The organism is Reichenbachiella agarivorans (assembly GCF_025502585.1).
In the GTDB taxonomy this organism is placed as follows: Bacteria; Bacteroidota; Bacteroidia; order Cytophagales; family Cyclobacteriaceae; genus Reichenbachiella; species Reichenbachiella agarivorans.
The window spans coordinates 503,555-517,281 of sequence record NZ_CP106679.1; the positions used below are offsets into that span (position 1 = coordinate 503,555).

General features: G+C 43.6%; 11 protein-coding genes. 8 read left to right on the plus strand and 3 right to left on the minus strand.

Annotation, left to right across the window (positions count from 1 at the left end; translation table 11 throughout):
• Positions 1–23: 23 nt before the first annotated feature.
• From N6H18_RS01965 to N6H18_RS01975, 3 genes are all read right to left on the minus strand, one after another.
• The gene (locus N6H18_RS01965; protein WP_262310163.1) at positions 24–836 is read right to left on the minus strand and encodes a glycoside hydrolase family 16 protein; all 813 of its coding nucleotides are present in this window, start codon (positions 834–836) and stop codon (positions 24–26) included.
• Complete coding sequence (locus N6H18_RS01970) at positions 833–1,945, minus strand: glycoside hydrolase family 16 protein (protein WP_262310164.1); 1,113 nt, start codon at positions 1,943–1,945, stop codon at positions 833–835. The genes N6H18_RS01965 and N6H18_RS01970 overlap by 4 nt, the downstream gene beginning before the upstream one ends.
• Before the next feature lie 65 nt (positions 1,946–2,010).
• A complete protein-coding gene (locus N6H18_RS01975; protein WP_262310165.1) occupies positions 2,011–3,522 on the minus strand; it encodes a PKD domain-containing protein in 1,512 nt (503 codons plus the stop codon).
• Positions 3,523–3,768: 246 nt separating this feature from the next.
• Between N6H18_RS01975 and N6H18_RS01980 the strand changes: the two genes are divergently transcribed.
• From N6H18_RS01980 to N6H18_RS02015, 8 genes are all read left to right on the plus strand, one after another.
• Positions 3,769–6,696: a ligand-binding sensor domain-containing protein gene (locus N6H18_RS01980; RefSeq protein WP_262310166.1), complete on the plus strand. Its 2,928-nt coding sequence runs from the start codon at positions 3,769–3,771 to the stop codon at positions 6,694–6,696.
• A 287-nt stretch (positions 6,697–6,983) separates the two neighbouring features.
• Positions 6,984–9,338, plus strand: coding sequence for a beta-glucosidase BglX (gene bglX / locus N6H18_RS01985; RefSeq protein WP_262310167.1), 2,355 nt, complete (start codon positions 6,984–6,986; stop codon positions 9,336–9,338).
• Between the two features lie 158 nt (positions 9,339–9,496).
• Positions 9,497–10,888, plus strand: a complete 1,392-nt coding sequence (locus N6H18_RS01990; RefSeq protein WP_262310168.1) for a serine hydrolase — start codon at positions 9,497–9,499, stop codon at positions 10,886–10,888.
• Between the two features lie 378 nt (positions 10,889–11,266).
• Entirely contained in the window at positions 11,267–11,590 is a 324-nt protein-coding gene (locus N6H18_RS01995) for an ArsR/SmtB family transcription factor (protein ID WP_262310169.1), read from the plus strand.
• Between the two features lie 6 nt (positions 11,591–11,596).
• On the plus strand, positions 11,597–12,061 hold the full coding sequence (locus N6H18_RS02000) for an SRPBCC domain-containing protein (RefSeq protein ID WP_262310170.1): 465 nt from the start codon (positions 11,597–11,599) through the stop codon (positions 12,059–12,061).
• A gap of 6 nt (positions 12,062–12,067) precedes the next feature.
• Positions 12,068–12,445 carry a DoxX family protein gene (locus tag N6H18_RS02005; RefSeq protein ID WP_262310171.1) on the plus strand — a complete coding sequence of 126 codons (378 nt, stop codon included), beginning with the start codon at positions 12,068–12,070 and terminating at the stop codon, positions 12,443–12,445.
• Positions 12,446–12,454: 9 nt separating this feature from the next.
• Positions 12,455–13,054 (plus strand): YdeI/OmpD-associated family protein, encoded by a 600-nt coding sequence (locus tag N6H18_RS02010; protein ID WP_262310172.1) that lies wholly within the window; start codon positions 12,455–12,457, stop codon positions 13,052–13,054.
• A 1-nt stretch (position 13,055) separates the two neighbouring features.
• Positions 13,056–13,688 (plus strand): YdeI/OmpD-associated family protein, encoded by a 633-nt coding sequence (locus N6H18_RS02015; protein WP_262310173.1) that lies wholly within the window; start codon positions 13,056–13,058, stop codon positions 13,686–13,688.
• Positions 13,689–13,727: the final 39 nt, after the last annotated feature.

Below are 13,727 nucleotides of genomic sequence, written 5' to 3' on the forward strand. Positions count from 1 at the left end.
TTATAATTGTTAGCAATCAATTATCATTGATATACCCGTACATAATCCACTTCCATTTTGACTGGCAGGGCTGACGGATCTATCCCTTTCAAACCACCCCAGTTGCCCCCAAAGGCTATGTTCATGATCAAGCGAAAATTTTGGTCATACGGCCATTGTGCCGATGACTTCTTTTCGTTTTGATAAACAAAAAATAGCTCCTCATCTACATAAACTCTGTATTCGTCTTCGTCCCATTCCAAGATGTAATTATGAAAAGCTGTATCACAATCTGGAACTGCAATTGCGGTGTGCTTTTGCGTACCTTGAGCCCCATTGTACATACCGGTATGCGTGGCTGACACCACACTATCTGGATCGTAACCTACGTTTTCCATGATGTCAATCTCTCCACTGTGTGGCCATCCTCCGTACTTCCATTCGGTCGGAAGCATCCACAATGCTGACCAAGTCCCCAACGCAGAAGGTAGTTTGGCACGAAACTCAAAGCGACCATATTTCCAGCCCATGTTGCCTGTAGATAACAGTCTCGCTGAAGTGAAGAGGCTATCAATAGTTTCATCTTGTAGCAGCACAATGGTCAGCTTTCCATCTTGTACATAGGAATTTTTCAAATCACTGGTATAATGCTGCAATTCATTGTTGCCCCACCCACAGGAATTGGGGCATCCGTTTCCTAAATCATAGGTCCATTTGGTAGTGTCGGGAGCTCCCGTATAGTCAAACTCATCTGACCATACCAGAGAGTTATACTTTTTCTCCTTGCCATCTGTAGCTGACATACAAGACCCTAATAGCCCCAAGCCCAGCATCCAATAACTTGCTAATCTTCTCATATGTTATCTTGAAAAATTCTGATATAATCCACTTTCATTGTTTGTGGAAACACGGTAGAACTATTGGGACTCCCTGGCCAATTGCCTCCTACAGCTATGTTCATGATGAAGAAATAATCGTTGTGAAACTCGCTGAGATTCGCGGGTGTAATGTCAATCACGTTGAACTGCTTGTCATCCACATACCAAACAATCTTGCTTTCATCCCATATTATAGAAAATACGTGGTACTCATCTGCGAAATCCCCAGATGACAGCTTGGTTCCTTTGCCATAACTGGCATAAGACCCGTTGTTGTCCCAATGTACAGTTCCGTGGACTTCATTGTCACGACTGGTTCCTCCGACCAACTCCATGATATCAATCTCTCCACAAGCTGGCCATGTCACCGTCTGATAATTGGCACCAAGCATCCAGAGTGCAGGCCACAACCCTTGCCCTTTGGGTAATAATGCTCTGATATCTACTCTACCATAAGTAAACTCCTGTTTTTTGTATGTTACCAATCTCGATGAGGTGTATTCTCGCCCTTGGAAAGATTCCTTTTTGGCGGTGATAGTTAAGACTCCATCACCCACGGTCGTGTTTTCTTGACGGTAGTACTGCAGTTCATTATTGCCCCAACCTCCACTACCTGTACCTATTTCATAGCTCCAATCGGCAGTATTTAATTTTGTACCGTTAAATTCATCATTCCATACCAAAGTCATACCCTCATAACTCGTGGGCGTAGAATAACCATCCTCCAAATCAATTGATCCACCCTCATCACCGATTATAATATTGACTTCTTCACTTTTGCTAATGTAGCGTCCTGCCTCACCATAGGCTCTGACCTCTATCTCATAGATGCCAAAGGTCGAATAGGTATAGGACAACTTGCCATCCAAACTAAACTCGTACGAGTCTGGGTCTTCACCCATGTAGTATTGGTACTGGGTCACATGGTCTCCTGTAGCGACTATATCCACTCGCCCAGAACCGTCTTCGGAGACGGTGATCTCAACAACTAGATTGGAAGGATCGGTAGTGTCCGTTCCATCCCCTTCTTCCTCGCAGGAGATTAAAAATAGGAATGCAAATAGTATGGGTATGTAGAATTTCATCATCGGATTGAAATAAGAAATGAAGCAGAGTACACGGTCGTGCACTCTGCTGTATTATGATAATGTCCTTATTCGAACTTCAGGTTTCTGATATAAAATGTACCAGCCACAGTATGTCCTGCCCCACCAATGTTGATGTAAAACATGTCCAAATCTGTACGGTCTTTTGGTGAAGTCCCTTCTGCGGGTGTAGTACTCGGCGTATCAATCTGATACGTCAAAGTAACCCAAGTGTCAAGTGCCAGCTCATCGGAGGTGTATTTATAAATCGAATTCCACCATTCTTTGGTAGCACTTTGATCAGCGAGTCCCAGTTCTACTACTTTCGTCAGAGTTGTTGCATAGTTATTTGAACTCGGTAGATAAACATCCAATGAAATAGTTGTCAGGTTGTCAAACTGTATATCCTTGGCATCAGGACTCACTGTAATCTGAGCCTCTTGATAGTCAGTGGCTACTCTATCAAATTGACCAACCTTAGTTGCACCTGCATCAGTAGGATCATCAACACCCACTGTAATGATAGATCCACCTGCCAGCGTTCCTAATTCTACAAAATCATTTGCTGATGCGAAAGAATGTGACATGGTAGCTGGAGTAATATCTGCCAAATCTTCTCCAAACACAGGTGCTTCGGTTAACATTTCTGGTTCATCAGTTGGATTGGCGTAACTGACGTAAATTGCTCTCCAATATTCAGCTTCATATTGAAAGCCTATCGTCAAGGTATCCACCCCTGAGTCGCCTCCATCAGCCAAAACAGCCGAAAATGAAGTACTAGCTGGTGGTGTAGTTCCTTTGGGATTGTAAGTAGCAGAACCCAATTTGTACAAGCCCATCCAAGCACCTGCCCCTGTAAGTGTAATCGTGCCAGCCGAAGAGCTATACTCATAACTATGGGTATCAGAAGATAGCCATGCACTGTAGTCCACACCATCCACAGTCAGATTAGCTACTGACTCTTCGATACAGTTTTCATTCAAGTCTGCCTTGTCTGACTCTGCATAATAATCAGCTTCACCCCAAAAAGTACCATTGGCTTGGAATTCGAAAGTACCATCTCTATGATAAATAAACTCATCATCAAACAAACAGCTTCTTGATCCATCGTTGCTCAGCGTCCACCATGAGTACCAAGTCGCCTCATCAGGACCTATTCCAAGGGCTGCTCCTCCTTCTCGCAACAATTTCCAAGTCTTAGAAGATGTGCCAGACAACAGCGTCAACTGTGCATCAGGATCTGTCACGGTCACATCAGCAGAAAACTCAGCCGTAGTACCAGCTTCGTTAGCTGCCGTCAATTTGACAGAATATTTGCCTCCTGCAGTATAAGTGTATACTGGGTCTTTGTCGGTAGAAGTGCCTACTCCATCACCGAAATCCCAAGTGAAAACAGTAGCATTTTGAGAGAAATTCGTAAAAGTGACTTGAAAGAAGTCGGTCTCATCAACAGCTGCCTGAAAGCTAGCTATTGGATCTCCTACTTGAGGGTCTCCCCCTTCGTCATCCTTGCATCCGGTCGTAATAATGCCCATAATCAACACCGAGCACAGCGCGTAAATTAGTCTTGTTTTTTTCATGCTTAGAAAATTTAGTTTTAGTAATTCATCTTGAATAAGAAGTCCGAAGTCTTTCGGTTTTCGGCTTCATACATGGTTACAATTATGAGAAACTAAATCACAGCACTTAAAAATTGAGCCTGCACAATATTACATCAGGCTCAAAAATAGAATACATCAAAAACTCATCAATGACAGCCAATAATAGCATTTGTAGCAAATTATCCACATATTTATCATGAAAGATTAATTTACATTTTCCCGACAATGAACAAAGCGACTACATCACTGCTATGCGCCATCCTGTTATTCATATCCATACTTACCCCTTCGGCAATTGCCGATGACTACAAGGGCATTCCGTTCATTACCACTTACCTGCCCAAAGAATACAACGCAGGTATGCAAAACAATGACCTACTCCAAGACCAAAGAGGAGTGATCTATATCGCCAACAATTACGGTCTACTTGAATACGATGGCAGCAGATGGCGTGTGTACTCCGTCAGCAATGGTACCAAAGTACGATCTGTGTCATTACATGCCAATGGGCGCATTTATGTAGGGGCTCAAAATCAGTTTGGTTATTTCTTTCCCAGCCCTACTGGACTGATGACCTATCACTCCCTTTCTGATCTGCTCCCAGACAATAAGCAGCAAATAGGAGAAGTATGGAAATGTTATGTGATCGAGAAAAACATTTATTTCTGTACGGATACCCACATCTACAAATACGATGGTCAGTCCGTCACCATCGTGGCACATGACATAGAAATTGGTTCTTCTTTTGTGATCGGCAACCAACTCTACATCTATCAAGAACACAAAGGACTCAGTCTCATCGAAAAAGATCACCAAATCATGGTATATGGTAGCGAAGCATTCGCCAACAAGCGAATTGCTGGCCTACTTCCTCTGGCCAACGAAAGGTTGCTTGTCTGTACGGAAGAAGATGGCTTGTACTTCTACAATGGTAGCAAATTTGAAAAATGGAAAGTGAGCGCCAACCAAACACTGAGTTCGGTTTTCATCCAAACAGTCCTACCCTTGTCTACCCACGTAATTGCAATCGGTACGCGCAACAATGGTCTTTTTCTGATCAGCAATGAAGGTCAGATACTCTCCAAACTTGATAAAGAAAGAGGCTTCAACAACAAAGCCATCTTTGGACTGATGGAGGACGAGTTTGGCAACCTATGGGTAGGGCAAAACAATGGGCTCGCTAGAATCGAGATCTCGTCTCCATTCACCTATATCACTGACCAATTTGACCTAGAAGGTGCTGGCTATTGCAGCTATTCCAACAAAGACGGGCTATATCTCGGTACCAACAATGGGCTATATCTGATTAAAAACAACAAAGAAACCCATGACGACCTCAATGACTACAGTACAAGCAAGCCTATCAATGGACAGATCTATTCGATCCGAGAGTTTGAAAACAAAATTCTACTCGGACATGAAGATGGTGCTACCTTTTTGGATCGAGGCACAGTCAATAGATTTTCGAATACAGAGGGGGCATGGAAATTCATTGTGCCGCAGAATAACAGCTCTCTGCTACTCGAAGGCAACTACCTAGGCATGAAACTCTATAGAAAGGAAAACAAACAATGGATCAGTTCAGGCCTACTTGACGGATTGAGGGAATCTTCGAGGGTATTCTTAGAAAATGTAGACGGCACTATCTGGATGACTCATGGCTACAAAGGTGTGTTCAAAATCTACCCAGCCCAAGACTATAGTAAAATAGACTCGGTAAGATTCTATGATGAAAAAGACGGATTTGCCACCAACCGACTGATCAATGTCTTTAATATCAACAACGAAAACGTATTCTGCTCAGGCGCAGGTATCTATCGCTATGACAAGGAGAGTGACAGATTTGTGCTCCACGAAAAATTCACAGAAATATTTGGTTCTGCGATTCACATCCGAGAAATGCAGGAAGATGGCAATGGCAACATTTACTTCATGGCATCTGACTATTCTGGAGTACTGATCAAAGACAAATTCAACAACTACAGCATTGACACCAAAATCTTCAACAAAATCCACAGCAAACTCAATGACGATTTGGAAGATATATCAGTATTGGATTTTGGCAATGTACTATTTGGCGCACACGAGGGTTTCATTCATTATGATCCTCAAAAACAATCCGTCTTGCTAAACCCAATCAAAGTATTGATCCGACGCATGATTTCCACCAACAATGATCAAATCATTTTCGAGGGTAGTTTCCAAAAAAATGGTGAAGTAGTAGCCAATCAACCTGACAACTCCACACCTGAGTTCAGCTATGGATCCAACTCCATACTTTTCCAATTCAGCTCCACCTTTGTAGATGAGGATTTAAAAACAGAATACAGCTACTACCTCAAAGGCTATGAAAGCGACTGGTCTATTTGGACGACCAACACCGAAAAGGAATACACCAACCTGCGAGAGGGAAATTACGAGTTCATCGTCAAAGCCAAAAACATCTATGACATAGAAAGCGAAGTGACCAGCTACCAGTTCAGCATCAATCCTCCTTGGTACCGCACCAAACTCGCCTATTTCTTGTACTTCGTACTATTCGCAGGTACAATCAGCACTATCGTGATCTCACAAAATGTGGTACACAAAAAGGAAAAGAAAGTAATGAAACTCACCCAAAAGCGTGAATTGATTCGAAAAGACAACGAAATCGTAGAACTCTCCGAAAAATCGAAAGCAGAAATCATGAAGCTTCAAAATGAAAATTTGGAATTGGAAATCAACACCAAAAACAAGGAGCTGGCCAGCTCTACCATGAACCTCATTGATAAAAATCAATTATTGACTGGACTCAAAAACGACATCAAACATATCCTGGATCAAGACAAGAAGAACAGCAATACTCGTGCACTCAAAGAAATGATAAAAAAAATAGATCGAAGCATCACGCATGACGATGAATGGGAACATTTTCAACAGTACTTTGATCAGGTACATGGAGACTTCACTACACGGCTAAGGCAACAGTTCTCCAACCTATCTCCTCAAGAGGTCAAACTATCCAATTACCTACGAATGAGTCTGTCCACCAAAGAAATCGCACAACTGATGAACATCACCACAAGGGGTGTCGAAATAGCTCGCTACAGGCTCAGGAAAAAACTGAACCTAGACAGAGAGGTAAATCTGTCAGAATTCATAGGTAGATTCTAGTATATGAATACGGATCGGTTGAAATCATAGAACAAGATGTATTCTCCTTCTCCATATGATGTAATCACATTTTCATCTACAGATCACAAAAAAAAGACTCATACAGCTCAAAAACAATGCTCTTACACGAATTGTAGTGTTTTTGAAGTAGCACATAGAGGTACCATGATGTATTATTGTAGAGTAGGAATATTTCAACTTTAGGTACCAGCAGCTGATCATTGTATCAAGGCCCTAATACGTCCCATGAATTGGATGTATTAGCCATCATTACGAAAGACTTGATTATGAACAATAGCAAACAGACCAATCAGCATTTGGAACTAAAAGAAGCTCCATCAACAAAAAATCTTCACCTATTAGATGTCAATTTACTGCTCAAAGCAATTTTCAGCCTGGCCCTAAGCATCTTCCTTTTCTCCTGTGGATCTAAACAGGTAGAAACCAATGAAGAGCAGGCTTTCATCGCTGAGCTACTAGGCAAAATGACCCTAGAAGAAAAAATCGGTCAACTGCACCAAATCACCAGCCAATGGAACATGACAGGGCCTGCTCCAGAATATGCCCAAGGTCATGAAGAAAAACTCAAATCAGGACTCGTAGGCTCCATGCTCAATGTCATCGGTGCAGAAGCTACCCTCAATGCGCAAAAACTGGTCGTAGAAAACAGCCGTTTGGGCATCCCTTTGATCTTCGGCTATGATGTCATCCATGGCTACCGCACCATGTTCCCCGTCCCACTGGGCGAAGCTTCCTCTTGGGATCCCGAAACTGTCAAACTATCTGCCTCGATCGCTGCCTTAGAGTCGGCAGCAGCAGGACTACACTGGACTTTTGCACCGATGATGGATGTCGGCAGAGATGCCCGATGGGGTCGTGTGATGGAAGGGGCTGGTGAAGATCCCTACCTAGCCAGCCTACTATCTGCCGCCAGAGTCCGAGGATTTCAAGGGGAGAGTCTAGCAGATGAAAAAACGATTGCTGCCTGTGCCAAGCACTTTGCGGGCTATGCTTTCGCCGAGTCAGGCAAAGACTACAACAACGTAGACATCAGCAACGCTACCCTACACAATGTCATTTTACCTCCCTTCAAAGCAAGTACGGAAGCAGGTGCAGCTACCTACATGAATTCATTCAACACCATCCAAGGGCTACCAGCATCCGCCAACGAGTACATCCAGAGACAATTACTCAAAGGAGATTGGGGCTTTGACGGGTTCGTAGTTTCCGATTGGAACAGTATAGGTGAAATGGTGGCCCACGGTGCAGCAGCTGACCTCAAAGAAGCCGCCAAACTAGCGATCCAAGCAGGCTCTGACATGGACATGGAAGGCAATGCCTACACCAACTTCCTTGCTGAACTAGTGGAAGAAGGTACCGTGGACATCAAAATCATCGATGATGCCGTCAGACGTGTCTTGACCATCAAATACCGTTTGGGACTCTTCGAAGACCCATACAAGTACTCCAACAAAGAATGGGAGAAAAACACGCTCTACAGCCTTGGCAACAAATCTGCCGCACGCAAAGTAGCCAGAGAATCCATCGTTCTGTTAAAAAATGAGGGAAAGAAACTACCGATCAATGAATCAATCAAATCGATTGCCGTCATCGGACCCTTGGCGGATGACAAAGATGCTCCACTGGGCAACTGGAGAGCTGATGCTGTTGCCAATTCTGCCGTATCCGTCTTGGAAGGCGTCAAGGCCAGAGCAGGAAACAATGTTACGATCAACTATGCCAAAGGCTGTGACTTGGTCACCAGCGAAAGAAGTTTTGCAGGAGAAGTCCAATTCAACACCACAGACAGATCAGGATTCGCTGCGGCAGTAGCTGCTGCCAAAAAATCTGAAATCGTATTGTTGGCTATCGGAGAAGACTGCTACCAATCAGGTGAAGGCAGAAGCCAAGCAGACATCGGACTCAAAGGATTACAAATGGAATTGTTTGACGCAATCTATGCCGTGAACCCTAACATTGTGATTGTCCTGATGAACGGACGACCCCTAGCCATCCCTGAGCTAGATGCCAAAGCTCCCGCCATTCTGGAAACATGGTTCTTGGGTAGCGAAGCTGGAAATGCCATAGCAGATGTATTATTTGGAGATCACAATCCATCTGGCAAGCTACCGATGACTTTCCCTCGGAGCAATGGTCAAATCCCAATCTATTACAATCACATGAATACGGGAAGACCTGGGCCGAAAAATGAAGTATTTTGGTCGCATTACACAGACCAAACCAATGCTCCCCTTTATCCATTTGGATTTGGACTGAGCTACACAGACTTTGAATACACTAACTTGACAGTGGATAGCTCCAACCCAGCGTCTATTCAGGTCTCAGTATCCCTCAAAAACACGGGATCTGTTACAGGGACGGAGGTAGTACAGCTTTATATCCGAGACAAAATCGCCAGTCTGGTGAGACCCGTCAAAGAACTAAAAGGCTTCCAAAAAGTGACCTTAAAATCCGGAGAATCCAAAGACTTGACTTTCGTCCTAACGGAAAAAGAATTGGGATTCTATGACAATGATGGCAAATACAAAGTAGAAGACGGAGAGTTTGAAGTAATGGTAGGTACCAATTCTGCAGACTTGCTCAACGCTACTTTCCTACTGAACACCGCTACAGTTCAATAAAATTCAGAGAGGATGTATTGAAAATTATTTTACCAGTACTTGTCACATTGAGGGATTCGAAATGTATGTCTGCGATTAGCAGCAAGGCTTCGAGAACCTCAGCCTGACAGTTCTAACAACTTTTAATACATCCTCATTACTACTCCAAACCCACAAGCATGAAAAGCACGATACAAATTCTTCCCTTCTTCCTCCTTCTCACTTTGCTATTCCCTCAATGCCAAGAAGAAAGTGGCTCCCAACTAAGCGGTCAAGTCATAGATGCTTATACCAGTACTCCTTTGATGGATGTTCAAATTATCCTTCTGGAAAACAATGCCATTACTACGACAAATGAAAAAGGCAACTTTGGGTTCTCAGAAATGGATTTGGCAGCTCTGCCCAATAAAGTAGTAGGATTACAACTAAGTATGGAAGGCTATCGCCCACTCGAAATCAACGCTACCATAGACGAAAACAATGCCATCAAACTGTCCCCAGCAGACATCCCAGTGTATTACTATCATCAACCTGTCCAATTGAGTGATGGCATCCCTACAGGTACGATTCAGGACATCAACATGGATCAGCAACTCATTCAAAACATGATGGATAACCTGGTCAGAGACAAGTACAAGGAAATCCATAGTCTATTGGTTTACAAAGACGACATGCTAGTCCTTGAGGAGTATTACTATGGCAACAACGACACCATCGATTTCGAACATGGCGTGGTAGTGGATCGCCAGCCTGCTCCCATCCAATGGTCTCGCGAGGACAAGCACTATGTCGCCTCAGCCAACAAAGCACTGACAGGCACCATCGCAGGAATGGTTTTGGCACAGGAAGGAATCAGTTCGGATGAAGCCATTTCGCAATACTTGCCAGATTACGCATCCTATTTTACCGACCCCAACAAAGCCCAAGTGACTCTGCATCACTGCCTCAACATGACGGCTGGTTTCCAATGGGACGAATGGTCAGGCAATGACCTCAAAGACCTCTGGAAATCACAAGATTTTGCTGGCTTTGTGTTATCAAGGAACAATATGTCTCCCGACTCAGAGTGGCGCTACAACAGTGCCTTGCCCAACCTCACACTCAGAGCATTGAGCAACATACTGGATCAAGACATCAGAGACTGGGCGGATGAGAACTTCTACCAAGCACTGGGCATCACGGATTACAAATGGCAGTCGCAACCAGACGGGATTCCCGAAGGATCAGCCCGCATGTACCTCAGACCCCGTGACATGCTCAAAATCGGTATCACCCTCCTCAACGATGGTCAATGGAGCGGCCAACAAATCATCCCTCAAGCGTGGGTCGCCAAATGTATGGAAGTACAAGAAAACACAGATTCTGGTGACTACAGTCATGGGTTTTGGTTACGAGAACTCGATGGTATCAAGTACCTATCAGCAGAAGGAGATGGTGGCAATTTCATCAATGTATTCCCCGAGCAAAACATGGTGATCGTGATGACTCAAGGCAACTACCTCAAGTGGCCGATCTACGTAGATCAGATGGACGACATGATGAAAAATTACATTTTCCCTGCGGTGTTTTGAAGCACTGGTATGCCATCCCACACTCATATTCATCCTAGTGTTGGGTTTGATATCTATGTCTGCGCCTCCCAGATTATGAAATTATTGAAACTGAGACGGGTAGTCAGCAGGCTGTCAAATTTATCGATATAGATTTCATTTCCAGTATCTTCGAAAGTCCCCTGTGCCCGTATATGTGACGCCAGCATCACAAAAAGAATAACAAGAAACAATTTTTGAATCATAAATCTAGATAGCAACCAACTGATCAACCAGTTGCCTTCAAAAATAGACCTTTTAAGCCTGTCTTGATCTTGTGTGAAATAAACTTATCTCTTATGCTCAAAAATTTGCGTAGCTATATAACTACATTTATACTTGTAGTCAAATAACTACACAATGAATCTAAGACGAGACGTATTTCAAGCCATTGCTGATCCCACACGCCGAGCCATCTTGCTGCTGGTAGCTACCCATTCTATGACGGCTGGTGCCATTGCTGCCAACTTTGATACTGCCAGACCGACCGTGTCCAAGCACCTACAAATACTCACCGAGTGTCAGCTTCTCCAAGCTGAACAAAATGGCAGGGAAATCCACTACCACTTGAATCCTCAGAAGGTCAAAGAAATTGCAGACTTCATTGATCCTTTCCGCAAATTGTGGGATGACAGATTCAACAAACTAGAAGCCATCATGAAAAATTACTCCTCAGAACAATAGAAATAAATGGAATCAAAAACGACAATACATGCCGAAGACGGCAAACAAGAATTGGTGATTACCAGGGTATTTGACCTGCCCTTGAACTTGCTTTTCAAAGCCTACGTAGAGCCTGAGATTGTGGAGCAGTGGATGGGAACAAAAGTCCTAAAATTGGAAAACAAAAAACATGGCAGTTGGCAATTTGAAACTACCGACCCTATGGGCAACAAACATGGTTTCAATGGAGTCATTCATGAGTTTAGTCCCAACCAGAAGATCACCCGCACTTTTGAAATGGAAAACACGACATTTCCAGTGCAGTTGGAGTTCCTTCAATTTGATTCTCTCACCGACCACAGCAGCCAACTCACCATGCACATCGTCTACAAATCCGTGACAGATAGAGACCGTATGCTCCAGTTACCCTTTGCGCAAGGCATCAACATGGCACATAACAGACTACAACAAATCGCAAACAAACTAAAATAACATCTCATGAAAAGAAACAAAATCATTTATTGGATCGCTACCCTATGGCTGGCATTGGGCATGACATCTACAGGCATCGTTCAATTGATTCACATGGACGCAGAGGTTGATAAAATGGCCCAACTAGGATATCCTACCTACTTTCTCACCATCATTGGGGTATGGAAACTCTTGGGTGTGGTCGCAATACTGATTCCCAAATTTCCTTTGCTCAAAGAATGGGCTTATGCAGGATTCTTCTTCACCATGTCTGGTGCGGTCTTTACTCATCTTGCTGTGGGAGATCCTGCTATCGAATTTTTCGGCCCTGCTTTACTTATCATCCTGACTATTGTATCTTGGTATTTTAGATCTGAAAACAGAAAGACCCATTCTGCCAAATAATAAGCAACTATGAACCCTAAAGTTGATTTCTTCTTTGACAAAGACAGCCAGTGGCAAAAAGAATATCAGAAACTGCGAACCATTGTACTCGACAGTCCAGCGATCCAGCAGGTCGGACAACTGACAGAAGAACTGAAATGGGGAGTCCCGTGCTATTGCTACAATGAAGCCAATGTCGTATTGATCCATGGATTCAAAGACTATTGTGCACTGCTGTTTCACAAAGGTGCCCTGCTCAATGACCCCCATGACATGCTCATCCAGCAAACGAAAAATGTACAAGCTGCCCGACAGATTCGTTTCACCAGTCTGGATGAAATCATAGAGATGGAGCCTCGATTGGCTACTTACATAACTGATGCGATTGAGGTAGAAAAATCGGGACTGAAAGTAGAATTGAAAAAGACTGCCGAATTCAACATGCCAGAGGAGTTTCAAAAAGTGTTGGATGAAAATCCGGATGTGAATGTCGCCTTTGAAAATCTCACGCCAGGGAGACAAAGAGGCTATCTCCTGCATTTTTCTCAACCCAAACAAGCCAAAACAAGAGAAGCAAGGATAGAAAAAGCCATCCCTCATATTCTAAACGGAAAAGGTATCAATGACTAGCATGAATTCTAAGATCGACAACTATCTAGTCGAAGGCTGTGGACGCTGTCCCCTCGGCGGTACTCCTCAGTGCAAAGTCCACAACTGGACAGATGAACTCGTACAATTGCGAAGGATCATTCTCGACTGTGGACTGAATGAAGAACTAAAGTGGGGTGTACCATGCTACACATGGAAGGGAAAAAACATCGCAGTGGTAGCTGCATTCAAAGAGTATGCTTCCCTTAGTTTTTTCAAAGGAGCTTTGCTCCATGACGAATACAAGCTATTGGACAAACCTGGAGAAAACACACAGGCTGCACGCTTGATCAAATTCACACAGGCTCCCGAAATCATCAAGATGGAAACCAAATTGAAAGCCTATATTTTTGAAGCCATCGAAATAGAGAAGGCAGGTTTGAAAGTGGATTTCAAAGAAAAATCAGCACTTATTTATCCCGCAGAACTGCAACAAGCCATGGATAATAATCCCACCTTACAAACTGCCTTTGAAGCACTGACACCAGGTAGACAGCGAGGCTACATCCTACATTTCACTCAACCCAAACAAGCCCAAACTCGAACATCACGAATTGAGAAATGTATCCCAAAAATTCTCGAAGGGAAAGGTGTGAATGAATATTTCACCTCCTGACATTTCAGCATATAAAAGGGCCACCCTTGCGAGCAGCCC